This window comes from Dechloromonas sp. A34, from assembly GCF_026261605.1.
Classification (GTDB): domain Bacteria; phylum Pseudomonadota; class Gammaproteobacteria; order Burkholderiales; family Rhodocyclaceae; genus Azonexus.
In genome coordinates this window covers 2,562,212-2,588,353 of the sequence record NZ_CP102486.1, presented here as the reverse complement: position 1 = coordinate 2,588,353, position 26,142 = coordinate 2,562,212, and the positions used below count along the sequence as shown (strand labels likewise).

General features: G+C 62.1%; 29 protein-coding genes and 2 pseudogenes. 25 read left to right on the top strand and 6 right to left on the bottom strand.

Going from position 1 to position 26,142, the window contains the following annotated elements; genetic code table 11:
* Nucleotides 1-67: 67 nt before the first annotated feature.
* From NQE15_RS12920 to NQE15_RS12900, 5 genes and pseudogenes are all read right to left on the bottom strand, one after another.
* Nucleotides 68-568: a cupredoxin domain-containing protein gene (locus NQE15_RS12920; RefSeq protein WP_265941906.1), complete on the bottom strand. Its 501-nt coding sequence runs from the start codon at nucleotides 566-568 to the stop codon at nucleotides 68-70.
* 27 nt (nucleotides 569-595) lie between these two features.
* Nucleotides 596-2,005 carry a multicopper oxidase family protein gene (locus tag NQE15_RS12915; protein ID WP_265941904.1) on the bottom strand — a complete coding sequence of 470 codons (1,410 nt, stop codon included), beginning with the start codon at nucleotides 2,003-2,005 and terminating at the stop codon, nucleotides 596-598.
* A 17-nt stretch (nucleotides 2,006-2,022) separates the two neighbouring features.
* Nucleotides 2,023-2,490, bottom strand: coding sequence for a TolC family protein (locus NQE15_RS12910; protein WP_265941902.1), 468 nt, complete (start codon nucleotides 2,488-2,490; stop codon nucleotides 2,023-2,025).
* Between the two features lie 266 nt (nucleotides 2,491-2,756).
* Nucleotides 2,757-3,272 (bottom strand): annotated as a pseudogene (locus NQE15_RS12905) (TolC family protein); the annotation flags it as partial.
* 192 nt (nucleotides 3,273-3,464) lie between these two features.
* A complete protein-coding gene (locus NQE15_RS12900) occupies nucleotides 3,465-3,746 on the bottom strand; it encodes a hypothetical protein (protein ID WP_265941900.1) in 282 nt (93 codons plus the stop codon).
* A gap of 177 nt (nucleotides 3,747-3,923) precedes the next feature.
* Between NQE15_RS12900 and NQE15_RS12895 the strand changes: the two genes are divergently transcribed.
* Nucleotides 3,924-4,601, top strand: a complete 678-nt coding sequence (locus NQE15_RS12895; RefSeq protein ID WP_265941898.1) for a heavy metal response regulator transcription factor — start codon at nucleotides 3,924-3,926, stop codon at nucleotides 4,599-4,601.
* 65 nt (nucleotides 4,602-4,666) lie between these two features.
* On the top strand, nucleotides 4,667-5,998 hold the full coding sequence (locus NQE15_RS12890) for a heavy metal sensor histidine kinase (RefSeq protein WP_416336463.1): 1,332 nt from the start codon (nucleotides 4,667-4,669) through the stop codon (nucleotides 5,996-5,998).
* A gap of 390 nt (nucleotides 5,999-6,388) precedes the next feature.
* On the opposite strand, the pseudogene NQE15_RS12885 reads toward NQE15_RS12890, so the two are convergent.
* Nucleotides 6,389-6,691 (bottom strand): annotated as a pseudogene (locus tag NQE15_RS12885) (efflux RND transporter permease subunit); the annotation flags it as partial.
* Nucleotides 6,692-7,079: 388 nt separating this feature from the next.
* Here NQE15_RS12885 and NQE15_RS12880 point away from each other — a divergent pair.
* The 23 genes from NQE15_RS12880 (at nucleotide 7,080) to NQE15_RS12770 (ending at nucleotide 26,115) form a co-directional block, all read left to right on the top strand.
* Entirely contained in the window at nucleotides 7,080-7,325 is a 246-nt protein-coding gene (locus NQE15_RS12880; protein WP_265941894.1) for a hypothetical protein, read from the top strand.
* A 702-nt stretch (nucleotides 7,326-8,027) separates the two neighbouring features.
* Nucleotides 8,028-8,525 (top strand): hypothetical protein, encoded by a 498-nt coding sequence (locus NQE15_RS12875; RefSeq protein WP_265941892.1) that lies wholly within the window; start codon nucleotides 8,028-8,030, stop codon nucleotides 8,523-8,525.
* Nucleotides 8,526-8,719: 194 nt separating this feature from the next.
* A complete protein-coding gene (locus tag NQE15_RS12870) occupies nucleotides 8,720-9,259 on the top strand; it encodes a lytic transglycosylase domain-containing protein (RefSeq protein ID WP_265941890.1) in 540 nt (179 codons plus the stop codon).
* Entirely contained in the window at nucleotides 9,256-9,933 is a 678-nt protein-coding gene (locus NQE15_RS12865) for an OmpA family protein (protein WP_265941888.1), read from the top strand. Before NQE15_RS12870 ends, NQE15_RS12865 begins: the two co-directional genes overlap by 4 nt.
* Before the next feature lie 140 nt (nucleotides 9,934-10,073).
* Nucleotides 10,074-10,424, top strand: a complete 351-nt coding sequence (locus tag NQE15_RS12860) for a hypothetical protein (protein ID WP_265941886.1) — start codon at nucleotides 10,074-10,076, stop codon at nucleotides 10,422-10,424.
* 28 nt (nucleotides 10,425-10,452) lie between these two features.
* On the top strand, nucleotides 10,453-10,752 hold the full coding sequence (traL, locus tag NQE15_RS12855; RefSeq protein WP_265941884.1) for a type IV conjugative transfer system protein TraL: 300 nt from the start codon (nucleotides 10,453-10,455) through the stop codon (nucleotides 10,750-10,752).
* A gap of 15 nt (nucleotides 10,753-10,767) precedes the next feature.
* The gene (traE, locus tag NQE15_RS12850) at nucleotides 10,768-11,334 is read left to right on the top strand and encodes a type IV conjugative transfer system protein TraE (RefSeq protein ID WP_265941882.1); all 567 of its coding nucleotides are present in this window, start codon (nucleotides 10,768-10,770) and stop codon (nucleotides 11,332-11,334) included.
* Nucleotides 11,335-11,392: 58 nt separating this feature from the next.
* The gene (locus tag NQE15_RS12845) at nucleotides 11,393-12,202 is read left to right on the top strand and encodes a type-F conjugative transfer system secretin TraK (protein WP_265941881.1); all 810 of its coding nucleotides are present in this window, start codon (nucleotides 11,393-11,395) and stop codon (nucleotides 12,200-12,202) included.
* Nucleotides 12,199-13,572: a TrbI/VirB10 family protein gene (locus tag NQE15_RS12840; protein WP_265941879.1), complete on the top strand. Its 1,374-nt coding sequence runs from the start codon at nucleotides 12,199-12,201 to the stop codon at nucleotides 13,570-13,572. Before NQE15_RS12845 ends, NQE15_RS12840 begins: the two co-directional genes overlap by 4 nt.
* A complete protein-coding gene (locus NQE15_RS12835; RefSeq protein WP_265941877.1) occupies nucleotides 13,559-14,377 on the top strand; it encodes a DsbC family protein in 819 nt (272 codons plus the stop codon). The genes NQE15_RS12840 and NQE15_RS12835 overlap by 14 nt, the downstream gene beginning before the upstream one ends.
* Nucleotides 14,374-14,955, top strand: a complete 582-nt coding sequence (locus NQE15_RS12830) for a TraV family lipoprotein (protein ID WP_265941875.1) — start codon at nucleotides 14,374-14,376, stop codon at nucleotides 14,953-14,955. Before NQE15_RS12835 ends, NQE15_RS12830 begins: the two co-directional genes overlap by 4 nt.
* A 7-nt stretch (nucleotides 14,956-14,962) precedes the next feature.
* Nucleotides 14,963-17,530: a type IV secretion system protein TraC gene (gene traC, locus NQE15_RS12825; protein WP_265941873.1), complete on the top strand. Its 2,568-nt coding sequence runs from the start codon at nucleotides 14,963-14,965 to the stop codon at nucleotides 17,528-17,530.
* 118 nt (nucleotides 17,531-17,648) lie between these two features.
* Nucleotides 17,649-17,894, top strand: coding sequence for a hypothetical protein (locus tag NQE15_RS12820; protein ID WP_265941871.1), 246 nt, complete (start codon nucleotides 17,649-17,651; stop codon nucleotides 17,892-17,894).
* Entirely contained in the window at nucleotides 17,891-18,487 is a 597-nt protein-coding gene (traF, locus tag NQE15_RS12815) for a conjugative transfer signal peptidase TraF (protein WP_265941869.1), read from the top strand. The genes NQE15_RS12820 and traF overlap by 4 nt, the downstream gene beginning before the upstream one ends.
* 97 nt (nucleotides 18,488-18,584) lie before the next feature.
* Nucleotides 18,585-18,896 (top strand): hypothetical protein, encoded by a 312-nt coding sequence (locus NQE15_RS12810; RefSeq protein WP_265941867.1) that lies wholly within the window; start codon nucleotides 18,585-18,587, stop codon nucleotides 18,894-18,896.
* On the top strand, nucleotides 18,893-19,528 hold the full coding sequence (traW, locus tag NQE15_RS12805; protein WP_265941865.1) for a type-F conjugative transfer system protein TraW: 636 nt from the start codon (nucleotides 18,893-18,895) through the stop codon (nucleotides 19,526-19,528). Before NQE15_RS12810 ends, traW begins: the two co-directional genes overlap by 4 nt.
* A complete protein-coding gene (gene traU, locus NQE15_RS12800; RefSeq protein WP_265941863.1) occupies nucleotides 19,525-20,553 on the top strand; it encodes a conjugal transfer pilus assembly protein TraU in 1,029 nt (342 codons plus the stop codon). The genes traW and traU overlap by 4 nt, the downstream gene beginning before the upstream one ends.
* Nucleotides 20,540-21,298, top strand: a complete 759-nt coding sequence (trbC, locus tag NQE15_RS12795) for a type-F conjugative transfer system pilin assembly protein TrbC (protein ID WP_265941861.1) — start codon at nucleotides 20,540-20,542, stop codon at nucleotides 21,296-21,298. Before traU ends, trbC begins: the two co-directional genes overlap by 14 nt.
* 9 nt (nucleotides 21,299-21,307) lie before the next feature.
* Entirely contained in the window at nucleotides 21,308-21,541 is a 234-nt protein-coding gene (locus NQE15_RS12790; RefSeq protein ID WP_265941860.1) for a hypothetical protein, read from the top strand.
* Between the two features lie 146 nt (nucleotides 21,542-21,687).
* Nucleotides 21,688-23,427 (top strand): type-F conjugative transfer system mating-pair stabilization protein TraN, encoded by a 1,740-nt coding sequence (gene traN / locus NQE15_RS12785; protein WP_265941858.1) that lies wholly within the window; start codon nucleotides 21,688-21,690, stop codon nucleotides 23,425-23,427.
* Nucleotides 23,424-23,798, top strand: a complete 375-nt coding sequence (locus NQE15_RS12780) for a hypothetical protein (protein ID WP_265941856.1) — start codon at nucleotides 23,424-23,426, stop codon at nucleotides 23,796-23,798. The genes traN and NQE15_RS12780 overlap by 4 nt, the downstream gene beginning before the upstream one ends.
* Before the next feature lie 8 nt (nucleotides 23,799-23,806).
* Nucleotides 23,807-24,670 carry a thioredoxin family protein gene (locus tag NQE15_RS12775; protein ID WP_265941854.1) on the top strand — a complete coding sequence of 288 codons (864 nt, stop codon included), beginning with the start codon at nucleotides 23,807-23,809 and terminating at the stop codon, nucleotides 24,668-24,670.
* Nucleotides 24,667-26,115, top strand: coding sequence for a conjugal transfer protein TraH (locus NQE15_RS12770; protein WP_265941852.1), 1,449 nt, complete (start codon nucleotides 24,667-24,669; stop codon nucleotides 26,113-26,115). The genes NQE15_RS12775 and NQE15_RS12770 overlap by 4 nt, the downstream gene beginning before the upstream one ends.
* Nucleotides 26,116-26,142 lie beyond the last annotated feature (27 nt).

Sequence of the window (26,142 nt, the reverse complement as noted above, 5' to 3'; positions counted from 1 at the left end):
CCAGATGGTACTGAGCGTTGCCCAACGGGAGGCTGACCGATAAATTACATTTATGTAATCTTGCGACCTACCGGTGCACAATGATTTTGCCTTTCATCCCCGCTTCGAAATGTCCCGGAACGAGGCAGGCAAAATCGAAACTCCCCGATTTCACGAACGTCCAGGCGAATTCCGCGGTCTTTCCCGGCTCTACCGACACCGCATTCGGGTCGTCATGCTCCATCTGCGGGAACTTCGCCATTAGTGCGGCGTGTTTCTTTAATTCCGCCAGCGTACCCAGCACGAATTCGTGTTTGACTTGCCCCTGGTTACGCACGACAAAGCGAATCGTTTCTCCTCGTCTGGCTTCGATACGCTCAGGCTTGAAACGCATGCCGTCGTCCATGGCCACTTCGACCGTCCGGGTGGCCGCGCTGATCGAAGCCGGTCTGCCGAGGTCGGCGGCATGTTGACTGGATGCCTTGCCCGCCGCTTGTTTGGTCGGCGCGGTGTGGTTTTCATCGCCGTAGGCGGCAAAACCGGGCATGGCCAGCATAACGAGCAGAGCAAGATCACAACGATTGCGCATGGGGGCACCTCTTCAAGTAAATTCAGCTTAGTGGCCGGCATGTTTGCCGGGTTTGCGCACGGTCAGTTCCTGATTCACCGGCTTCCCGTTCGCGGGCATCGACACGCCGCCCTGACTTGTCGATCGCTGGGCCTCGGCGACGGGCCCCGTCCATTCGTAGGCCTGACTGCCGGCGGGCTGCGTGTACCAGCCGGGGTCCCGGTAGTCTCCCGGCTTCTGATCGCGGCGCACTTTGACCACGCTAAACATGCCGCCCATTTCGATCGCACCATAGGGCCCTTGGCCGGTCATCATGGGGAGCGTGTTGTCGGGAATCGGCATTTCCATCTCCCCCATGTCCGCCATGCCGCGTTCGCCCATCACCATATAGTCGGGAATCAGGTCGGTGATCTGTTTGACCACACCCCGGTGATCGACGCCAATCATCGTTGGCACGTCGTGTCCCATGGCGTTCATCGTGTGATGGCTCTTGTGGCAATGGAAGGCCCAATCGCCTTCCTCATCGGCGCGGAACTCGAGCTGACGCATCTGGCCGACTGCGACATCGGCCGTCACCTCCGGCCAGCGGGAAGCGATTGGCGTCGGGCCGCCATCGGTGCCACTGACGACAAACTCGTGCCCGTGCAAATGCATCGGGTGATTGGTCATTGTCAGGTTGCCCATGCGGATGCGAACTTTGTCCCCCTTGCGGACATTCAGCGAATCGATGCCGGGGAATGCCCGGCTGTTCCAGGTCCACAGATTGAATTCGAGCATCGTATTAACCTGCGGCGTATAGCTGCCCGGGTCGATGTCATAGGCGTTCAGCAGGAAACAGAAGTCGCGGTCGACTTCCTCGATCAGCGGATGCTTGCTCTTCGGGTGGGTTACCCAGAAACCCATCATGCCCATCGCCATCTGCGTCATCTCGTCGGCATGCGGGTGATACATGAAGGTGCCGGGGCGGCGGGCGACGAACTCATAGACAAAAGTCTTGCCGCTGGGAATCTGCTTCTGGGTCAGGCCGCCGACCCCATCCATTCCGTTCGGCAAGCGCTGGCCATGCCAGTGGATGGTCGTGTGTTCCGGCAGCCGATTGGTCACGAAGATACGCACGCGGTCGCCTTCGACCACTTCGATCGTCGGACCAGGGCTTTGTCCGTTGTAGCCCCACAAATGGGCGTTCATGCCCGGGGCGATTTCGCGGACAACCGGTTCGGCGACGAGATGGAATTCCTTGACGCCCTTGTTCATCCGCCACGGCAAGGTCCAGCCATTGAGGGTCGCCACCGGATGGTAAGGGCGCCCGTTGGGCGGTTGGAGCGGCGGCATGGTATCCGGTTTGTCCATCGTCACCAGTTCGGGCAGCGCCGCCATGGCGACGGAACTGACCGAAGCGGCGACTACGGCGCCACCAGCCATCCCCAGGTTCTTGAAAAATTCGCGACGAGAAGTCATGGTCGAATCCTTTGCGCTCAGTGATCGGCCCGACCTGTCGCCGTGACGGTGGCGCGGCCGGCCATATTCAAAGCGGGTTTGCCGATCATCGACATCTGCAGATCGCCCTCGGCAATCCAGAAATCCCGTAGCGTCTCGATATAGCTGTTAACCGTCGCGATCTGCGTTCGCGCGTCGGCGAGCAGTTCGAACACGCCAATCAGCATGCCGTTGTAGCGCAGCACGTTTTCTTCGGAAATCCGCTTGTGGAGCGGCACGATCTCGTCGCGATAATGGCGGGCAATATCGTAGTGGGTCCGATAGGCGTGATAACTTTCGCGAACCTCCGAGCGCGCATTCGTCGCCGCTTCAGCCGCCCGCTCGATCGCCTGCATATAGATGGCGTCGGCCTTGGCCACCTTGGCGCCGCCCCAGTCGAAGATCGGCAGTTCGAAGCTGATTTCATAACCTTTCTTGTAGCCGCTGTTGCGGGCGCCTTCCAGCACGCGGCCGGCCCCACCTCCAGAACGTTGATCAAGCGGGTCGCCTTGCTCAATCCCAGGTTGCTGGCCAGGGCTTCGGTTTCGAGACGTATGGCTTGCAGGTCGAGGCGCTGGTCGAGGGCCGCCTGTTCCAGGACGGGGAGTTCATTGACGGCCGTCGGCAAGTCCGGCAAACGCTCGGGGAGTTGGAAGGACGTTCGGTCCGCCAGGCCAAGAACTCTGGCCAGGCGCTCCCGCGACGAAGTAGCCACCTGCTCTGCCCGTGCCAGATTCAGGGCCGCATCGGCGTAAAACGCCTGTTCCCGAGCCTGGCGCAACTTGCTGAAGTTGCCCACCCGCGCCATCCGGCGGGCCAGTTCGGCCCCGGCCTCCGCCGCCTGTTTGACTTTGCGCAGGTAGCGCACCGACTCTTCGGCCGCGACGGCGGTGAAATAGGCCTGCCGGGTATCGGCGGCCAGACGGGCCACCTCGATGCTCGCCAGACGTTGGGTTTGTGTGAAATTGCGCCGCTCGACTTCGACGGCCAGCGGCATGGTGATCAAGGCGAAGATATTGAAGGTCAGCGCCTGTTCGATTTTGTATTCGCGACTGCCGTTTTCCGCCCGACTGGCGCGCAGCATCGAGAAGTGCGGATTGGGTAGCCGGCCGACCTGCACCAGATCGGCCTCACTGATCCCGAGATCGAAAAAGCGGGCCTGCAATCCCCGGTTGTTGAACAGCGCCAACTGGACTACGGCGTCGACCGTCAGGGGCTGGGCCAGCAGTTCGTCGGCGCGGGCCTGCATGGTCACCCGCTCGCCGTCGCTGCGCGCCCATTGGACTTCCTTGCCGAGGCGCTCGCGGGTGGTCTGTTCGACGCTGGCGAAGCCGCCGTCATTGGAGAAAGTGGCACAGCCGGCGAGGCTCGTCAGGGCGATCACGAACAGGCTACGCTTGCCGCAGTTGTACAGCCCTTTGGGAGGATGGGAAGACATGGCTTATTTCTTCTCGCGCAGGGCGGCTTCGGGCGCTGTTCCCGAATGGTGCCCAGCTTTCGAAGGTGGGGAATTTTCGGAATTGAGATGTCCCATGTGACCTCGCAAGCGCCCCATCTCGTCATTGGCTTGCCGCCAATCCCGAACCGTTTCGTCCGGCATGGGTTTGTAGTCGACAAACACCGAACGGTAGCCGACAGTTGGCATTGCCGTTGGCGCTGCGTGGTCATCATCGGCCCATACCGAGCTCATGGCGACGACCAGGATCAATGCCCTGTATTTCATGCTGCCTCCGTGGGGAAAGAGGAGTCGCGGGAATCTATCGTTCCCATGGTGGACATCATGCGTTCGCGAAACCAACAATCGGCTGACTTGCGGATTACATTTGCGTAATCTAGGGTGATCGATGCTGAATCCGACGGAAAATGCACCAACGATAGCCAACGGTTGGTGGAGAGCGTCATGAAAATATTGGTTGTAGAAGATGAACCAAAGACCGGGATATACCTGAAACAAGGCCTCGTTGAGGCCGGCTTTGTGGTCGATCTGGTGGCTAACGGACTGGATGGCTTACATCTGGCGTTGACCGAGGCGCACGATCTGGCCATCCTCGACGTTATGCTGCCGGGCATCGACGGCTGGCAGGTACTGCAGGGCATCCGGCGGGCCGGCAAGGAGATGCCCGTGCTGTTCCTGACCGCCCGGGATCAGGTGGAAGATCGGGTCAAAGGCTTGGAACTGGGTGCGGACGACTATCTGGTCAAACCGTTTGCTTTTTCGGAATTGCTGGCTCGCGTTCGGACCTTGTTGCGGCGGGGTGGGAAAGCAAAAGAGTCGGAGTTTCTGCGGGCGGCCGACCTGGAACTTGATCTCCTGCGGCGTCGGGTGACCCGTGCGGGGAAACGCATCGACCTGACCGCCAAGGAGTTCGCCTTGCTCGAATTATTGCTGCGCCGCCAGGGTGAAGTGTTGCCCCGTTCATTGATCGCCTCTCAGGTTTGGGACATGAATTTCGATAGTGACACGAATGTCATTGAAGTCGCCATCAAACGCCTGCGGGTCAAAATTGATGAAGGCTTCGAACCAAAGCTGGTGCGCACGGTCAGGGGCATGGGCTACGTTTTGGAGATTACCGATTGAGTCAAATACGGAGTCGATCGCTGACGCTTCACCTGACCTTATGGTTTGCATTGGCGTCAGTATTCGTGCTGTTCCTGCTCGGGCTGCTGATCGGGCGCTCGGTGGAACAACACTTCGAAGAGCAGGACATCGAGGTGCTGGCCGGCAAAATGGAACTGGCCAAGCATGTTCTTGAAAAAGCGCTGGCCACGCCAAGCGGCGAGACGCTGGCAAAACAGTTGGATGAGGCTTTGACCGGGCATCACGGTTTGGTCATAGCCGTGGTCGGGCCTAACCGGCAACGCTTGGATGCCCATGTTGGGCTTGATCTGCCCCCTGACTTACTTAATGAGCGTTTTGCAACCGGTAGTGGACGCCCTATCAAATGGGTCGCCAACGATGGTCTCCCATGGCGAGGTATCTCGGCCACACTGACCACCCGAGGCCAGGCGGGCTCCTCGTATACCGTCGTGGTGGCCACCGAAATATCGCATCACGAGCATTTCATGGGCGCTTTCCGGCAAACCTTGTGGGTCTTCATGCTGCTGGCCACGCTGGCTATGGGCCTGCTGGGCTGGTTTGTCGTCCGGCGCGGACTGGCTCCGCTGCAGACGATCAAGCGTCAGGCTGCCGAGATCACCGCCAACCGGCTGCACACCCGTCTGCCGGTTGAGGCTATTCCCCTTGAACTGGGCGACTTGGCGAGCACCCTGAACGACATGCTGTCTCGGCTGGAAGAGTCCTTTCAGCGCCTGTCGGACTTTTCATCAGACCTTGCCCATGAACTGAGAACGCCCGTCAGCAACTTGCTGACCCAAACCCAGGTCACGCTGTCGCGAGCCAGATCGGCCGACGAATATCGGGACATTCTGGCGTCCAACGCGGAGGAGTTCGAGCGCCTGTCGCGGATGATTGCCGACATGCTTTTCCTCGCCAAGGCAGAGAACAAGCAGATTATCCCGAACCAGGAGCGTCTCGAACTGGCCGACGAGGTTGCAGATATGTTGGAGTTCTACTCAGTGCTGGCCGAGGAAAAGAAAATTCAGCTATCGGCCGCGGGAAGCGGCGCCGTTTCCGGCGACCGTCTGATGCTGCGGCGGGCGATCAGCAACCTGCTATCGAACGCGCTTCGCCATACCCCCGACGGAGGGCGCGTGACAATCCGGATCGAGCGGCACGACGATGGGAGGGTTCACTTGGTCGTTGAAAATACAGGGCCATGTATCCCTGCCGAGCATCTCCCACGCCTGTTTGATCGTTTTTATCGAGCCGACAGTTCACGTCAGCGGACAACCGAAGGTTCAGGTTTGGGACTGGCAATCACCCGCTCCATATTGAATGCACATGGCGGCGACGTCACCGTGAACTCGGCCGAAGGCGTTACGCAATTTACCCTGTCTTTGCCGCTGCAGACCTAATCGTGTCAACGTCAGCCAGATTGCGCATGGACACAACCGACGTCATTCTGAAAAACGTTGCGAGTTGCAAGAGATGCTGGGACTACCAGTGCGGTGTTTAAACAAGAAAAATCAAAGTCCTTTGGCTGGTCGATGTTTCACCTTTCGATTCCGCAACTGTTAGCCAAGGTGCTTGGAGTATGACAGAGATTTTTTCTTCCGGATCCTGCTTACAAACTAGTAAAATACCCCAAGCCCCCCCCCGACGACAAGGAGTTGGGTAAAGCTATAAGGTTCCGACGGCAAGTGTTTTAGCATCAGAATAAATTAGTTACTAGTAACGAACTCAATCTATAAGTTGTGCAAGGATATGCCTCAGCCCTATTCGGCGGGGCTGTTCCGGTTAGCCTCTTAATGCGTCGGTAGCCTACCACGGCTTGCGTCAACACCCTCCTCTTCATCCTTGCGGTGGGCCAGCCGATACAGGATCGGCAGGCCCAGCTGGGTCAGCGCCGTCGATGACAGGATGCCACCAATGACGACGGTGGCCAGCGGGTGCTGCACCTCGGCGCCGGTTCCGGTAGCGATGGCCATCGGAATGACGCCGAGCGACGCGTCGATCGCGGTCATCAGCACCGGGCGCAGTCGCGTCAACGCCCCTTCGTGAATCGCCACATCCAGCGACCGGCCTTCCTCGCGCAGGGAACGAGTGAAGCCTTGGTGAGGCTCCCCCGGCAGATCCGGGGATTACCTCAATGATTTAGTTTTCTGAGCAATTGACCAAATCGGAAATGTCTCTCCCCTTTGGCGTTTGCCAAGTCGTGGAACGATCTGATGGGCGTGATGGCCGCCAAGCGCGAACAACTGGCGCAGGCCGGCTGATGGGTGCAGGCGCCGTGCGCAATCATGCGCTACCGGCCGCAGCGATCGCTGCGCGGCGCGTGTGAAGGAGTGCGGGTCGGGACGCCAGCGTGAGACGAGGCTGACCGAAATGTAATGAACGGGTCAGCCTCCTGTTGGGAAACGCGTCCTAAGATGAGATCACGATAGGACGAAACAAGGTTGTCCGAATCGATCAACGTGATCAATGAAGGAGCGCATCATGAAAACCAAACTTACAACCCTGACGCTGGTCGCCCTGCTGGGTGTTTCTGGCACGACGACTGCCCTGGCCCATGAAGACTATTCCGAGGGTGCCATGTACCACAATCTCCACAACCTGACCACGGACACGCAATTGAGGGGCGCGCAGGGTCGACCCGGTGAGCGCGCCCTCAAACCGCTCGTGGGCTATGGGGAGGGCGACATGTACGACAACCTCCGGCTACTGACCAAGGACGTGCAATAGAAGGGTATGCAGGGTCGGCCCGCCGAGCGCCAAGCCGACGGTTCCCCGGCAGGGAGCCGTCGGCATTGGTCGGTGCTTCGGGGCAGTCAGGCCAGGATACGACCCCGATCAACGGCATTGGCGGTGGGAAAGAAGCGCTACGACGCGGGGTGGTCACGTGCCCGCAGGCACGAGGTTTGCCCCAAACACGGCACTGCGGACGACGGCACGGGTCGAGCATGGAACGCCCTGCGGTGCCATTGCTAGTTGTTACCGGCGGCGCAAATCCGCGTAAATCTGGCGGCAAAGCGGCGTTGTCTGCATGGCAGTAAGCGCGATACTGCCGCACTTACTGCCATGCACCATCGATCTCCCCTACGCCGCGTCAAGGGTGACTGAAGGCGCATATTCGCTGCTGTCAGCCCGCCAGCGTCCGGCTGTCGGGTAATTACCCGACCCTCCGACGCTGATCCCCGAACTGCCACTTCGGCTGGGTGCTGTCGCCAGACCCGCCTTGTCAAAGGTCCTCCCGGTGATGGCGGCTGTCAACCAATCCGATCCTATATGTCATGCAACGGGGAATGTTTCTAGTGGCCTATTTCCTGATATCGAAATCCCCCTCTCAAGTCCGCCATTCCCACGAGACACCACAACCTCGGCTGCCTATCCTCCGGTCATGTGCTCGTAAGGGCAATACGCCGCCACAGAACTGGGGAAAGCCGCATGTTCACCGCCACATCAGCGACGCGTCAGCATCACCTCTCACCTCCCTCGGAGGTGAATAAAGCTCACGATGTCATCGAGACTCGCCTGTGGATCGAGGAGCACGACTGGCTCTACCGCCTGCTGCGTAGCGAAGACAACGTTTCGCCGACCTTCCGCTTTCCCGATCTCATCAGCGCCAGCGTCTCGCTGGTCTTCACGCATCAGGACGCCCCTTGTCGCATCTTCCAGTTTCTTGGGACCGAACTTGTTCTCCGCCCGCCCGAGACACCACGCCGCCGCGAATCGATGTGGCGGCACCAGTACCAGTTGTTGTTGGACCTGCAACGTTCACCCGCCAACCGGCACCCCAACCCCAAGTTCCAACTCGACCAATTGACCACGGCCTGCGTCGCCCTGTGCCGGGCAGAAGATGGCTCGGGCGCCGGCATCCTGCGGCAAGCTCGCCGCAACATGGCCGAACGTTCCCATCGCGGGCGCGATGCACCGCCCGGCTGAGGCTTACGACGCCTTAACTAGTGCGCCTGACTGGCATCCACCCGCTTCTGACCCGCTCGCTCACCGTCACCCTGCCCGGCTAGACGCCGGACCCACCCGAACCCGACCCTGACCGTCCGCGCACCGCCGACGGCCCAGACCCTCGCTGCCCGCCTACCCGGCGGGTCGTTCCGGTTTCGTTGGAGAGGTGACTCATGCGTCTGCCGCTGTATTTTGCTGGTCTGGCTGCCCTGGCCGTCCTGGCGACCGCGCCCACCTGGGCATGGGCCTGCTGGGAGGAAGCCGCCCAGCGCTACGGCATCTCGGCCGACCTACTCTATGCCGTTGCCCGGGTCGAATCGAACCTGAACCCCCAGGCCATCAACCGCTCGCACCTCCAGCGCACCGGGTCCTACGACATCGGCCTCATGCAGATCAACAGCGGCCACCTGCGGACACTGTCCCGTCACGGCCTCAAGGAAGCCGATCTCTTTGATCCCTGCACCAACATCCGGGTCGGCGCCTGGCTGCTGGCCGACAGCTTTTCTCGACGGGGGGCGACGTGGGATGCCGTCGGTGCCTACAACGCGGCCTGCTCGCAACTCAAGGGGCAGGACTGCATCGAGGCCCGCGCCCAATACGCCTGGCGGGTGTACCGCCACTTACCCGCACAACGCAACGCGCAGTTGGGCAAGCACTTGGTAGCGACGGCGACCACGATTCCCGCCCTGATGTCGGTGAGGGTCTCGCCATGACAGCTCACTTCCTGCGCCGTGTCACTGCGCTCGGTCTCGTCGCCAGTTGTATAGCCCTCGTATCGTCGTGCAGCCTGTTTCGCACGTCGGTGCCGGCCGAGCCCGCAGGCGCGCATGCGGTGGCGCCTCCGCGGTTGGCCCAATTCGACTTCGGCCGTCAAGCCATGTTCGCGCAGTGCATCCCCCCCGCATGCCCCACCCGGACGCCCAAGACGCTCGCCCCGGAAACGCCCAGCCAGCCGATCGGGCGCGAAGCCGCATTCACCCCGGCCGAATCCGTCGCCCCAGCCCCTGTGGCGCCAGCCCCGGCAACCAAGCCGGAGATCGCGCGCACGGTCACGGTGCAGTTCGGCCTGGGCAGCGCCAATCTGAGCCCCGCCGCGCGCTCCCAACTGAACGGGGCCATGGACGACCCGCTCCACGTGCGCCGCATCAAGATCGTCGGCCGCACCGACAGCACCGGGCCGTTGGCCTTCAATGAATCGCTGGCCCTTGCCCGCGCCCTCGCGGTTCGCGACCACCTACGCAAGATGCATCCGACGCTGGCCGCCACGTTGACACTGCAGGCTCGAGGGGCGTGCTGCTTCATCGCCGCCAACGACACCGTGGCCGGCCGCACGCAGAACCGGCGGGCCGAGGTGATCTTTCAGATGAGCGACGAGGATCGGCCATGACCCCGCGCCGGTCGCCCACTCACATCCAAGTCTTTCACCCGACGAGCGCTCGCGCTCCCACCCGCAGGCGCGTCCGTACGCACACCCGCCTTTCCACCCCTATCCGACTTTCAACGCTTCAACCATGCCCGGAGGTTTTCATGAACACTGCAGTCCTTGTTTCTTCCCCCCGCGTCGCCACCCGCAAACCGATGACCGTCGCGATGCTGCTGGCGATGATCGTCGTCGGCCTCGGCACCGCTCTTCCCGGCTACGCCCTGGACCTGGTCGCCTTCACCGGCATCACCGGACCGCTCACCTCGGCCCTGACCCAGATCGCCGCACTTGGCCCGGGGATCAAGGCCCTGGTCGGATTCGTCGGTTTCGTGGTCGCGCTCATCTCGCTTTCCGCGCTACGCAACTTCGGCCCGGTCCTCTTCTACGTCGGCCTCGCCATCTTCGCCGCCGTGGGTCTCGTGATCGCCGGCGCGATCATGGGCGCGGTCATCTGACGCCAGCATCGACACCCGGGAGACCGACATGCAAGCGGACACCTATATCCCGCGGCGTCTCGATGACCAATGGAAGATCGGCTTCTGGGATGTCGATGTCGCCGCGCCGATCCTGTTCATGTTCTTCGTCGGCTATCTATCCGGCAGCAAGTTGTCCTTCGCCGTCTGCATGGCGATGGGCATCTTCGTCTCGCGCTGGATTTCGCGCCTCAAGGCGGACAAGCACCCGGCCTTCGCCATCCACTGGCTGTACTGGCATCTACCCGCCAGTCCAATGACCGCGATGCGCGCGACGCCACCGTCGCACATCCGCCGCATGGTCGGCTGAGCCAGGAGAAAGCCCATGGACTTCGAACGGCTCAACGGCGACATCAAGGAGATGCGGCGCCGGAATCGCGGGCTGGGCCTGGCAGTCGGCGTGCTCGCTGCCGGCCAGATCCTCGCCCTGGTGGTGATCCTCAACCTGCTCGGGACGGTGCGCACCGTGGTCGTGCCGCCCTCGCTCAACAAGACCTTCTGGGTCACCCGCGACCAGGCCAGCAACGAATACCTCGAGCAGATGGGCAGTTTCATCGCCTGGCTGGTGCTCGACGTGACGCCGGCCTCGATCGACTGGAAGAAGGACATCCTGCTCGGCTACGTCGAACCCGACCAGTACGGCCCGCTCAAGACGCGGCAAGAAGTGGAGGCCGAGCGCTTGAAGCGCATCAATGCCGCCACCGTGTTCGCGCCCCAGCAACTGGTGCCCAGCGAAGAGAGCCAGAGCGTCGTCATCCGCGGACGCCTGCGCACCCTGGTCAATGGCTTCGAGACCGCCAACGACCTCAAGGCCTATCGGGTCGAGTTCAGCTACGCCGGTGCACGCATGCATTTGAAAAGTTTCAAGGAGGTAGCCAATGTCGGCAACTGATACCAAGCAGGCCATATCCCGTCTTGCTCCCCAGTCAACACCTTGGCGCGGATGGACGATGGGCGCTGTACTGGCCGTCGCCTGTATCGCCGCCATGACGGCCCTGCCCGCCAGGGCACTGCAACTCGTGGAGGCCAGCGATGGTGCGGCGGTCGAAGCCATCCTGTCGATCCGAGAACCGACCCGCATCCGCATCGAAGGGGCGTCGATCACCGACGTCTTCGGCAACATTCATTCGAGCCAATGCGGCATGGCGGCAGCCCTTCCCGCCAGCCCGGGCATTACACCCGCCGGAGCCGGCTCATCGCCGATCAATCCGGCCGGTGAGATCGCGCTGACCTGCGATCGCGAGAAGGGCGAAATCTATGTTCGTCCGACCGGCGATTCCGCCAAGCCGATCAACCTCTTCGTCGCATCGGCCAACGCCACCTACACCTTGCTGCTACGCCGTTCGGATACCCCGGCCGACACGATCGTCATCCGCGACAAGACGCCGAAGGCATTGAAGCATGCGTTATCGGCTCAGATTCCGGCCAGCCCGTCGCCCAACCAGGTACGGGCCATGAAGGCGCTGTTGGTGGCCATGGCGTCAGATCGGGTACCGCCGGATATCCGAGTCGAGGAAATCCACGGCACGCTCCCGTTGTGGAACGAGGTGCGGTTTTCCCGGGTGCGTCAGTACGAGGGACGCGGCCTGGTCGGCGAGAAATACCTGCTGCAGAACATCAGCGATGCACTCATGGTGATGGCCGAACAGGAATTCGACCGCGCGCAAGGCAATGTGGTGGGTATTGCCGTCGAGCACCACAACCTTCGTCCCGGCGAGAGCACCAGCGTCTATGTCATCCGCCGCGGAGAGACACCATGATTTCGCCGCGTCAGTGGATGCAAACGCTGCGGGGCTTACCGCAGCAATTGCTGCAGCGCTTGTCCCCGCGGCAGCGCCAGTACGCCATGCTCGGCGCCCTGCTGGCCGGCGGCGTCGGGCTGCTCTGGTCGATTTTCGCATTCACGGCAAGCAGTCCACCAGCAAGCACTGCGCAACCCGCCGCCGGGCCAGCCAGTTCGGTCACCAACATAGGTGTGATGTCGCCAGGTGCTCAGGTCAATCCGGTCGATCAGTGGGTCGGCACTGCCGGGCGCAAGCTTGCCCAGTACGAGAACGAACGCGAAGAACAGGGGCGACTGAACAAAGATCGCCAGACCTTCGAAGCAAAAACGATGCAGCGCTTTGCCGAACTGGAACAGCGACTGACTTCGACCCAGCAGGCCGCTGTGACGCCCCAACTTCCCATGCCAATCCCAGCCATGCCGCCGGCGGCGAGCCTGCCCCCCGCACCGCCGCCTTCCAAGGGCTTATCCACCGGAGCAATGCCGAGCGGCACGCCCGGCGACCTGTTGGCGCCGAGCCAACTGATGGTGCCAACGCCAGCGATTACCCGTATCACGGTGGCCGAGCGCGCCCTTCTCGCCAACACCGGCGAGAAATCTGAGCGTGCATCAGGAGCGGGACCGCAAGCATCTGCCAGGACCGTATCCACCTTCCTGCCCGTCAGCTTTACCCGCGGCACGCTACTGGGCGGCCTGGATGCGCCTACCGGCGGTCAATCGCAATCCAATCCGCACCCGGTCCTGATCCGGCTTTCAGACAACGCCTTCCTGCCCAACCGCTTCCGCGCCGAATACCGGGAGTGCTTCGTGGTGGCCGCCGGCTATGGCGATATCAGTTCTGAGCGTGCCTACCTGCGGACCGAGAGTCTGTCTTGTGTGCGGACTGATGGCGCGACGCTGGAAGTCAAGATCCAGGGCTCGATCTACGGTGAGGATGGCAAGGTCGGCATGCGCGGGCGTCTCGTCACCAAGCAGGGCCAGATGCTCGCCAACGCCCTGCTGGCCGGTGTAGTCAGCGGCATCGGCCAGGGCCTGGCCACCTCGTCGACCGAGTACAGCACCTCGGCCCTTGGCACGGTCGCCAGTGCCACCGGATCCGAAGCCTACCGCGCCGGCCTCGGCTCCGGTGTCGGCAAGGCCCTCGACCGGCTGGCCCAGTATTACATCAAGCTCGCCGAAAACACCTTCCCGGTCATCGAAGTGGACGCCGGACGCGAAGTCGATGTGGTGATCACCAAGGGCGTGCGCATCGATGTGCCGATGACGACAGGCAACCCATCTTCCGCCCGCTTCGCCAATTCCCCTGAAACCCGTTATCTGGAGACCTCAGACGATGGCAATTACTAAACCCATGCGTCGGCGCGCGCTCGTCGCCGCCTTGAGCACGATCCTTTTGGGCACCTGCTTCGCCGTCAAGGCAGCCACGCCTGACGAGACTCAGTTGTTGGCGAGCTTGCAGAAAGCCCATCCGGGAACGCCCTTCTCCAGCATCGCCCGCACGCCAGTCACCGGCCTCTACGAGGTCTGGATGAACGGCAACGTGGCCTACGTGTCGGCCAGGCAGCCGCGCTACTTTCTCTTTGGTCATCTGTTCGACACCAAGAGCATGAGCGACCTGACCGGCCCGAAACTGGCGCAGGCCGGCAAGGCAAAAAGCCCCGATGAAGCGCCCCAGAAATACCAGCCAACCACGGCAACCCCGATCCGCTTCGAGCAATTGCCACTGAGCGATGCGATCAAGACGGTGCGCGGCTCTGGCCAGCGCCGGGTGGCCGTTTTCAGCGACCCGAACTGCCCGTACTGCAAACAGTTGGAAGCGGAGCTGGCCAACCTCGACAACATCACCATCTACACCTTCCTGCTGCCTTTCCTGGGCGAGACGAAACCGATCGCCGTCTGGTGTGCGATGGATCGTGCGGCGGCCTGGCGGCGCCTCATGCTCGATGGCGACGACAGCCTGCTCGACACCGCCACTTCCTGCGACCACCCGATCGATCGCAACCTGGCGCTGGCCCGCCAACTCGGCATACAAGGCACGCCCACACTGATCTGGGCGGATGGCACCCGTAGCGAAGGGTTCGTTGGACAGACCGTGATCGAATCACGACTCGCCGCGACCGCTACACAAGTTGCACCGGAGAAGCAGCCATGAAGACGCTCGTCCTGCGAATGGGTGCTGTCTGCCTGCTTCTCCCCTTGGCCGCCTGCATGAACATGTCTGGCCTGGGCGGCGACTCGAAGTACGCCTGCAAGGCGCCCGATGGCGTCGCCTGCGACTCGGTGTCCGGCACCTACGCCAACGCCCTTCATAACAATCTGCCCAGCCAGCAGGCGCAACGATCGGCTCGCCGGCAGAAGGAGGCATCCGAAGACAGCCTTCCCCGCACAAAAGGGCGTGCTACATTCCCGGCAACAACCGACGCTTCCGGTATCGCCGTGGCGCCCGGCACCCTGCGAACCCAGGCCCGCATCCTGCGGCTGTGGATCAAACCCTGGGAAGATGCCGACGGTGATCTCTACGATCAGGGCTACGTCTATGTCCAGGTGGACAACGGCCAGTGGCAGATCGACCACGTGCAACGCCAGATCCGTGATGTCTATGCTCCGCTGAAGCTGCCACCCAAGCCAGCCACTGAGGCAGCAACCGAACCCGGCGCCAGTGCACCGTCGCCCCTACCGATGCTGCAACGCCCGCCGCCCTCCGGGGCCGGCGCCAACCCTGCGCAGTGAGGTCAACATGAACACCGCCCACAGCGATCCCCATTTCACCCGCCCGCACAACCACCCCCATGCGCCGCGCTTTCCCTTCGGCGAACCGGCGGACACGCCGGCCGAACAGTTCGCCAACTGGTTGCCCTACTCTGGCTATCTCGCTGCCGAGAAGATTTTCGTGAACCGCGACAGCATGGGCGTCATGCTCGAACTGATGCCGCAGTCGGGGGCCGACGAGCGGATGGCGGAAGTGCTGATCTCGCTCTACGCCAATTGCCCGCCCGGCACCGGCATCCAGTTCCATCTGTTCGCCTCGCCGCAAGTGCGCAGCCAGTTGCGCCAGTACGCCAATCTGCGGGTCGAGGATGAGGATCAGGCCGAGCAGGCCAAACAATGGGGCCGTCCGGCGCGCAACGGCAATCTGTTCCGCAAACTGGCTCGCCAGCGCGTCGAGCACCTGCTGCAGGGGGCACAGAAGTCGCTGACCGCCGGTTTCCACTACACGATCCGGGATTTTCGGCTGATGCTGAGCGTCGCATTTCCGGGCGACCCGGAAGACCTCAACAAGCGCGACGAACTGCTCGCCTTGCGCGACTCGATGTCGTCCAGCCTGCGCTCGGCCTCGCTGCCCAATCGCGTCTGCGATGCCGCCGACCTGATCAACTGGTGCGCGCTATTCACCAATCCCGACCGCATCTCGCAGACCGATGCGCCAGACCTCAATTACGACGACGGCCGAGAACTACGCGACCAGATCGTCGACTTCGACACCATCCAGGACCCGCATCCGAGTGGCCTGACCTTGTGGAAGGAAGCCAGTCCCGATGTACTGGAGGCGCGCTTCTACTCGATCAAGAGTTTTCCGGAACGCTTCGCGTTGTGGCAGATGGGGTCGCTGATCGGCGACCTGATGCAGCCGGCCTTGCAGTACAGCGCGCCCTTCCTGCTCACCCTCGGCGTCCAGGTCCTCGATCCCAACCTCACCAAGTCCGTGGTCACCGCCAACCATGTGCGAGCGACGCAGAACGCCAAATCGAAGATGGCCGACGTCATGCCGGACGTGAACAAAAAACTGCTGGACTGGACGGCCGCAGCCGATGCCATCGACACCGGTGGCAACCTGGTCAGCCTGTACCACCAACTGGCGATATTCACCGCACCCAACAAATCGGTCGCCGCCCACGAAGCCGCCAATGCGATCTGGCGCGGCCGCGGTTTCCAGCTCAATGCTGATGCCTATATGCACCGCCAGGCATTACTTGCCAGCCTGCCGATGACACTGACTGAGAAATTCCACAAGGATCTCGTCAAAATGCGCCGCGTCACGCGCAAGACCATGGCCAATGCCATCCACATGGCGCCACTGATTGCCGAGTGGCGCGGCACGCGCACGCCGGCCCTGGTTTTTGGGGGACGGCGTGGCCAGTTGATGACCCTCGATATCTTCGACAACGATCTCGGCAACTACAACTTCGCCATCATCGGTGCCCCCGGTTCGGGCAAATCGGTACTGATGAACGAAATGGCCTGGTCCTACCGGGCCATCGGCGCCAAGGTCTGGATGCTCGATCTCGGTCGCAGTTTCGAGAAGCTGTGCCGCAAGGCCAAAGGCACCTATATCGAGTTCCGGCCTGACGTGAACATCTGCCTGGATCCGTTTACCCACATCGTCGATATCAATGAAGACATCGACATGCTGGTACCCGGCATCGCCAAGATGTGCTCGATGCAGCACACCCTGGAAGAGGTTCAGTACAAGGCCATCTCGGCCATGGTCCTCAAGCTCTGGCGCGAATACGGCAATGAGCTGCGCATCACCGGGCTACGCGACGCCTTCAAGAGCGGGAGCATCGAAGAACTGGGTGTGGTCGGCGACCAGCGCATCAAGGACCTCGCCATCATGCTCAATCCCTACTCGCGCGGCGGGCAATACGAACGCTTTTTCGAAGGCCGCAACAACATCGACCTTTCCAATGACTTCATCGTCATCGAGAACGAGGAACTGAAACGCCGGCCCGACCTGCACGCCGTCGTCAATATTCTGTTGCTGCATCGGATCACTGGCGAGATGTACCTCACCCGCAACCGGCGCAAAGTGCTGTTCGTCGACGAGCTGAAACAGCAACTGGGCGACATCGGCGCCGACGATCCGGTCAAGGCCGCCGTCATCGAGGAAGCGGCGCGGCGCGCCCGCAAGTACGGCGGTGCGCTCGGGACGGCGACCCAGAGTGCCGACGATTTCTACGGCTCGACCCAGATGGAAGCGGCCTTCAACTGCTCGGACTGGGTCTTCCTGCTGCGTCAGAAACCGGAGTCCATCGAAATGCTCGACCGCAAGGGCAGGCTGACCATGGACGAACCGAAGAAGCGCCTGCTCAATTCCCTGCGCACCGAGGCCGGCGTTTTCTCAGAGTTGTATATTTCGTCGCCGGTCGGCGAAGGCGTCGCCCGCAACATCCTCGATCCGGCCACCCATCTGTTGTTCTCCAACAAGCTGGAAGACAACGCCCCGATCGACGAATTGCGCGCCCAGGGTCTGTCCATTGACGAGGCGATCAGCGAACTGCTGCGCCATCGGGGGCATACAGTATGAAACCGAGCACCTCTCAGTTATTGCGCCAGGGCTTGCTGACGCTCCTCGTGGTGAGTGCCGCCCTGACCGCCTACGACCGACTCGTCCTGCGCCCGCGCTGGTCATCGGTGTGGTCGACGTGGTCGATGTGTACCGCGCCAAGGAAGCCGAATTCACCCAGATTCTGACCAAGGCCAGTTCCGAGGATGACCGGCAAAAAGCCCTGTTCATGGCGCGAACCTTTGCCCAGCGTCTGCCGGTCGCCCTCGAGGAATTACCGCGCGACTGCGGCTGCCTGGTTGTCCTCAAGGCGGCGGTGGCTGGACCGACCCCGAATACGATCGACCTGACGGCCGTATTGCGCAGAAAGGTGAGTACGCCATGAACAGTGATCCTCTTCAACTTGCGGTTGCCCATCCTGCTGCGAGACCCAAACACAGGCAGCGAATCCTCGAGAGTGTTGGCGACTTCCTGCGCCACGCCCGCCAGCGCTGGTACCTATATCTGCCGATCATCGCCATCTGGACTCTGGCCTATGTCCGCCTTTTCGTCGATGCGACACCGCGAGTACCGGTCCTTTTCAACTGGACACCGAGCCTGCCTTATCGCGTTGCCTGGCTACATCATGGCCCTCATCAGTTGCAGCGGGGCGACTTCATCGTCTTCTCCTTTGCCGGCGAGGCGCAACAGCGTTATCCGGGATTGCGCGGTCAGCCTTTCTTCAAGATCGTGCGCGGTTTGCCGGGCGATACCGTAACCGTCAGCGGCCGACAGGTGGCCATCAACGGCGAGGACGTCGGTGCGGCCAAGACAAAGGCCTACGACCGCAGGCCACTCGCGCCGATTGCGCCGACTGTCATCCCGCCTCGCTACTACTACGTGCAAGGCACCAGTTCCGACTCCTTCGACTCACGCTACCAGGAAAGTGGCTTGGTCCGGGAGGAGCAGGTGATCGGCGTCGTGGTCCCACTGCTCTGAGACGCCAGCCATGCCCCTCCCCCTCCTTACCCTCACCTTGTTCGGTCTTCTGGCCTCTTCCACTACGTGGGCCCAGAGCCCTCTGGCCGGCGCCCCATTGCCAGGCCACCAAGCCAAGCCGCCAGCTGCGCAAGGAACTCAGCCCTCCGACCACGTGCCACTGGCCGACTACCTCGCCCTGCTCAGGCAAATCGCCCCAGCCGCCGAAGCCGGTGCGCGGGATTACCTCGCCGCTTTCGCGCGGCGCTGCGGCCGCCCCCTGACCCCAGCCGAATTGCGCCGGGCCATGGCCGACGGTGACGGCGATCCGGCACTGGTGGCATTGATCCGCGCGAACCACCTGGGCGATACCGCCGGGCGCGAACAACTCGTCGGACAGATCCGCTGTCCGGGCAAGGCGGCGCGATGAAACGCCTGATCGCCACCATTCCCCTGCTCTTCGCACTGCTGCTGGTCGCACCGGGCGCGCCGGCCCTTGATCTGGGCGTCATCGGGCCGACCTATGAGATCAGCGAACCGCATCTGCTGCAAATGATCAAGCAACGATTGCGCGACAAGGAGCGCAGCGGCGAACTCAAGCGCCTCGAAGAACAGGCCCGGGAACGCGGTATCGCAACCGTCAAAAACCCGCCACCGGTCGCAGGCCTGCATTCGACCGAGACAGCCAGGACCTTCTACTTCGACCCGAGCTTCGCACTCGATCGCAATATTCTCGGCCCCCAGGGCGAGTTGCTGTTTGCCGCCGGTACCCGCAAGAACCCGCTGGAAGTGGTCTCGCTATCCCGGCATCTGCTCTTTTTCGATGGGCGCGACGCGCGCCAGGTCGGCCGTGCCCGGCAGTTGATCGCCTTCTACCAGGGGCGAGTCAAACCGATCCTGGTCGGCGGTTCCTATCTCGACCTGATGAAGTCATGGCGCATGCCGGTCTATTTCGATCAGCAGGGTCTGCTCACCCGCCGCCTGGGCATCACCCAGGTTCCGGCCCTCGTATCGCAGGAAGGGCTGCGCCTGCGCATCGACGAACTGGAGGTCGCGCCATGAGCCAACGCTACTTCGTGAACAGTCTCCCTTTCCTTCTGGCGTTCCTCCTCGGCTTCTCCTCCCTGCCAGCCCTGGCCGCCGGTACCGCCACCTGCACCGGCAAGTTTCCGAATCCGATCACCGATATCTGCTGGTCCTGCATCCTGCCGATCAGCATTGGTAGTGCGCGCATCGCCAATTTCGGCGACCAGGAAGATACCGACAATCCGCCCAATCCCGTCTGCAGTTGTCTGGTCAATCCGATCGTCGGTCTGTCCATCGGTTTCTGGGAGCCGGCGCGCCATGTCGAAGTGGTGCGCAAACCCTTCTGCCTCGTCTCGCTCGGCGGGGTCGACCTTGATCCGGGCATCCCGGCCCCCGAGGCGGCTCGCTTTACCCGGCCGGAAGGCGATGGCGACGGTGGCGGGTTCTATCAGGCGCATTACTACCTGAACCCGGTGATGTACTGGCTGGAAGTCGTCACCGACTTTCCCTGCCTGGAAAAGAGCTCCTTCGACCTGGCCTACATGACCGAGGTCGATCCCTTGTGGGCCGACGACGAACTCACCTTGATCCTCAATCCCGATGCCGTGCTGTTCGCCAATCCGGCCGCCATTGCCGCATGCGCCGCCGATTGCGTCGCAGCCTCGGTTGGCTTCGGCATACGCGAGATGTTCTGGTGCGCTGGTTGCCAAGGCGGCATCTATCCGCTCAATGGGCACGTTCCCTACCACCTGGGTGGCGTGCGGACTGCCGCGCTGATGGCCCAGCGCTTGAGCGCCAAGATGCACCGTGAGTTGGTGGCCTGGGGCTGGCATGGCAAAGACGGCCTGTGCGGGCCGTACTTCGAGCCAGTGATGGACAAGACTGCCTACAAAACCCAACTCACCTATCCCATTCCCAACACCGACAAGGAAGGCGGCCGTTGTTGCCAGCCCTTCGGGCGGACCACCGTGCTCTGGGGGGCCGGCAAGGAATACCCGGTACGCGGCGAGGACTTCGCCTTCATGTTGTTTCGTAAAAGGAATTGCTGTGTCGGCTACTGACTTCCATCATCCCTTCGCCACCCTGATCCTCGGTCTAAGCGCCGCGCTCGCTGCCGGCAGTTCGGCTCTGGCGCAGACAATGCCGATCGTCACGGAGGCGGACATCGAACGCGCCCGGCGCGAGACCCCCACCGTCACCGAGCAAGATATCGAGTTGGCGCGGCAGAAGTTCGCCCTGCCTGACGACGCTGGACAGCGATCCACTCCGTTGACCAGTCCAAACCTTGAGACGCTACCCCAACCAGCGACCCAAATACCGGTCGACCTGGAAGCGCTGGCCCGCGGCTATGCCGGGCAATCCGACGCGATGACTCAGGCGCAGGGGCTTACTGCCGGGCCAGGACTTTTCATCTTCGTCAGCCTGACCATGCCCCGCGCCACGCTGCAACGTCTGGTCGACCAGGCGGCTCGCGCCAAGGCCACTATCGTCATCCGCGGCTTTGCCAACGGTTTGCTGCGCGATACGGTTGCTCAGGTCCAGGGATTGATCGGCAAACGGCAGGTAGCAATCCAGATCGATCCGCTGGCCTTCGACCGCTTCGCCATCACGAAGGTACCCAGCTTCGTCTTGGTGCGCGACGGCACACGTCCCGTTGCCTGTGCCAGTGGCAGTTGCGCGCCCGCCGACAGTTTCCTGCGCTCGACCGGTGACGTCAGCCTGGATTACGCCCTGGAACACATGCAGCGCTCGGCGCCTGCCTTCAGCCCCGCCGTCGAACTCTTCCTGAAACGCATCAAAGGATAGGTGATCGCCATGCGCCGCCTGATCATCTGGATCACGCTGTTCTGCTTCGTCACGACGCAGAGCGCCGCTATCGCCGGGCCGTTTGAAGAAGGCACCGCCGCCGGCCAGGTAGCCAACCCGGTCATTCGCGGCACGGTTAATATGCCCAGCGCCTCGAGCGCCGTGCCCGAGTACACAACGACGCCCCCGAAACGGCTTATTACGGCCAGCCCAACCTGTCGGGTGCAGCCAATGTCCGCCTGAGCACCTGCGCGGCCAGCGCCAACGATCCGGTCTGCCAGGCCCAGGATGGCGCACTGAGTTCGGCCAACACCCCCCGCCCGGCGATCTCCGCCTACGATCCGGCGGTCACTGCGGCCCGCGACATCGCCCGCCATCCGTCGAGCGCCTTGGGTAGCCTGGCCGACTATTATTCGGGCTGCACCACCGCCGAGGTCAGCACCGCGGCGGGCACAACGACCAAGATCTGCAACCGCTACAGTGGTGTCGGCAACTACACGACGCGGCGCGATTTGACAGTTGAGATAGACCTCCAGCCCAGTTGCGTTGAAGGAACCTGGGTCGCCCACGGCCAAGTCAACCGCAACGGCGCCGACTACATGGTGGCGGAAGCGCAATGCCAACTGCGCAGCGATGGGCTGCAGCGTTTTCGCTTCTATGCGGCCGGTGGCCGGGGTGCCTGCATCGGCTGGCAGACCGTAGACCTGCCGACCACACCGGCCAGCCAGGCCACCTATGTCACCAACCTTTCCCCGCATTGGGAGGGCAGTTGCTGGAGGCCGTTCACAGTCAACATGATGCCGGGTTCAGGCTGCACGGCCGGGATGTGCAATTACACCTTCCAGTTCAGCGGCTTTGCCGGGCTCGTGAAGTGGAACTTGCCACTGTCGTTCGTTCAGCCGGCCATGGTGCAACACGAAACCGATGTCTGGGTCGACAAGAGCGCCGTGCTGAACGCCGGTGGGCGCTGCGCCATCACCACTGCCGACACCTGTGTCGACGGCCCGGCGACCAAGGCTATCGAAGGCCGTCCCGTGGCCCGTGCCTGCTGGTCCTATGAGCGCACCCTGACCTGCACTTCGGGTGCCCCGGTCGACGAGTGCGCAGCGCTGGCTAGCAGCGGCTGCTCGCCACTCAGCAGCACCTGCAAGCAAATGAATGTCGGCAGCGGGCTGTGCGAGATAACCCAGGACACCTTTACCTGCCCCGTCGCCGCGCAAACCGCAACCACCGCCTCGAACTGCCCGACCAACGTCTATTGCCTGGGTACGAACTGCTTCAACACCAGTTACACCAACGATGCCGACTTTGCCCGTTCGATGTCGCTGATGGAAGCCGGACGCGAAGCCGGCGTGTATCTCGACACCAGCAAAATGCAGGTCTTCAAGGGGGAAGGCAATCGCTGCCGCCATCGCCTGCTGAAGAACTGTTGCAGTTCGGATTCGGCTGGCGCCGGCATGACCAATCAGAGCCTGTTCGGCACCGGTTCAAGTTTGGTCTACGACGTGCTGATGAATTCCCAGAACCGCGAGTTCCTCTACCAGGGCATGCAAGCCTTGCTGCTGGGCGGCGGTTTCAGCGGTAGCTTCACCACTTATGGCATCACCGTCGCGGTCAACGGTACGGCCCTGCCGGCCAGCTCGGCCGTGCTCTATTCCGGTGAGAGCCTGGTCGTCGCCTTCGACCCCTGGTCTCTGGTCATCGCGATCGTCATCTACATCATCATGTCGATGTCGTCCTGCAACGAGGAAGAAGGCAAACTCGCCATGAAGGAAGGGGCCGGCCTGTGCCATACCGTCGGCACCTGGTGCTCCTCCTGCTTCCGTCTCTTCGGCAAATGCGTCTCCTGCCTCGAACACAGCACCGGCAAGTGTTGCTTCAACAGCAAACTGGCCCGCATCGTCAATGAGCAGGGCCGCGTGCAGGTCGGCAAGGGCTGGGGTTCGGGCGAAAGTCCAGACTGCTCGGGCTTCACCATCGCGCAACTCCAGAGCCTCAATTTTGCGGCGATGGACCTCACCGAGTTCTACGCCTCCATCGTCCCGACGCTGCCCAATACCGGCGCGCTGCAGGGCAGCAATGCCGCGCGCCTGACGACTTGCTACTACGGACAAGGGAAGTGCCAATGAAGATCGCCTACGCCGCTGCATTGCTCGCCGGACTCGCATCGCTCGTCCTTGCCGACGAAATGCCCAGAGCCCCGGTATTGGATCCGCGGCCGGTCATGTTGGCTGCCCTCCAATCAGTCAATGGCGAGGCCCACGGCATCCTCAGCGGCGAAATTGCCGATGCGCTCACCCTGCGATTTTCTGCCACTTCGCCGATTTATATCGATGTCACGACCGAGAAGCGTTACGCCCAGGCTGGGTGTGCCCGCTTGAACGTCAGGTTGTGGCAGGACGGGGTTTTGCTGCCCGGTGCCTCGAGCCCACGCCGCCAGACCATGGATTTCGGCATTAATTACTGCCTCGATGGCCGGACACCGCAATCCCTGAAGTAGAGCCACGCATGACGATCCACAACCGCCCCGCCCGCCTCCTGCTGCTGACCTTTGCCGTAATGCTCGGCAGCCATGGTGCAGTAGCCCAGGATGCTGCTTCCCGTTACTGGGGCGACAGCTGGCGCGGCTGGCATTTTTATGAAGAGCCGATGCCCGAGGAGCTTGAACATCCATTACCACCGGGCAAGTCCACAGCAACTGCACCACCGGCTCACCCCTCGCGCGCACCGGAACTGGTCGAATTCGAACGTCTCCAGAAAACCCTGGAAGAGACGCGCAACATCGCCATCATGCGACCGAGCGAAGCCAATGTCCGGCGCTACATGGTACTGGAGTCCCAGGTCGTCGCCCGCGCTTCCTATTTCGCCGACGTCGCGCAGCGCGTGGCCTGGGCTACACCGCAACTGGACCCCACCCTGCAGGGCCGCCCGGTCAATGCCAAGGCCTTGGAAGTCTTCGACCAGGCCGAGTTGGTGGATCGCTCGCGCGCCATCGCCGACTTGGGCAAGGATCACATCCTGTTCTTCTTCTACCGCTCGGATTGCCCGTATTGCCATGCCTTCGCGCCGACGTTGGCAGCCTTCCAGGCCCGTCACGGTATCCAGGTCGTCGCCATCAGCGTGGACGGTGGCCCGCTCCCGAATTTTCCCAATGCCCGCCCGGACAACGGCATTGCCACCGCCCTGAAAGTCAGCCAAGTGCCCGCCGTTTTTCTGGCCCAGCCCTTCACCGGAAAGATCACCCCGATCGGCTTCGGCGTGCTCTCGGAGTCTCAGTTACTCGAGCGGATCGCCACTGTGACCGGCCCTCAAGCCGAAACCATGCTGCCCACCACCACACAAGGTCTCGCCCTACCCCCGGAGGTGCCATGACACATTACGACCATACCCATTTTCGACGTAGCGCTGCCGCCATCCTGGCGTTGCTGCTGGCGACCCCATCCGTTCAACTGCAGGCCGGCGACCTCAACAGCGAGGTCAACAACATGTTCAACAATCTGGGCGCCATCGGTAACTACACGGCACCGGGTGCCTTCCGTGGCCAGACCTTCAATACCTACACCGGCGGCAGCCTGATGATGCGTTCGCCGAACAAGGTTTATCAGCTGGCCGCTATCCAGTTCCCCAGCGCCAAAGCCGGCTGCGGCGGCATCGACGTCTTTGGCGGTTCCTTCTCGCACATTTCGGCAACCGAATTCAAGAACATGCTGAGGAACATCACGGCCGCCCTGCCGGGGATCGCTTTTCAACTCGCCTTGGAGGCGGTCTCGCCGCTGCTGGGCGGGCTGACCAAGTGGGCCAAGGGACTCGAGACCTGGATCAACAACGCCCGTATCAATTCCTGCGAAACTGCCAAGGCCATTGTTAGCACGGCGGCTGAGTCGATTGGCTACAGCTCTCAGGAGACCTGCGCTGATCTGGCCATCGAGATGGGCATGGAAAGCGACCGCGATGCAGCCCGTCGGCGTTGCGCGACAGATCGGCCCAGCATTCTCTCCTCGGCACGTTCCTCGGGCGACCCCAAGGTGAAAAACAAGGCGCCCTTCGTCGGCAACCTGACCTGGAAAGCCTTGCAGTACACCGGTGCCTATCTGGATGATCAAGAGCGCGAACTGATCATGAGTCTGGTCGGCACCATCATCTATTACCCGGAAGAGTCGGCACGCGACCCCGAGCCGATTGCCCCGACGCTGACCTCGATCAGCCAGTTGCTCTACGGCCAGGGCGCAGCCGCTGGCACCGATGTCGTGCAGCATGTCTTGAAGTGCAATGACTACAGCAATTGCGATGTCGTCACCTTGAACACCGCGTACACCCACACGCCCTTTACCGCCAAGGTCGAGGCGATCATGCGCTCCATTGCCGAGAAGATCACGACGCGCACCGCCATTCCCAATAACTCGGCCGAGGTCGGTTTCGTCAACCAGACCAGCGAGCCGGTCTACAAGATGTTGTCCATCGGTACCAGCATCCCGGGATCGGGCTTAGCCGACAGCTTGATCGCCCAGTACCGCGACGTGATTGCCGCCGACTACGCCTATGTTTTTCTTGAACGTAATCTACGTCTGGGCATGGCTGCGCTGGATAAGAACTACACCTTGCAGCAGTCACAACGGGAGCAGGCCAACCAGGTTCGCCAGCGCGCGCAGGCCATGCTTATGCAACTCTCCCAGGAAAAGAATCTGCTCTACCAGAAGGTCGGCTCCTTCCGGGCGGTATCAAACCACCTGGAGCAACTCGAACGCCAACTGCGCTCCAGCATGCCGCAACACGTGATGGACATGCTCGGTCAGCAGGCAGCTTACCTGTCGCAATAGAGACGAAGCAATAGCGCGACAGGAGAA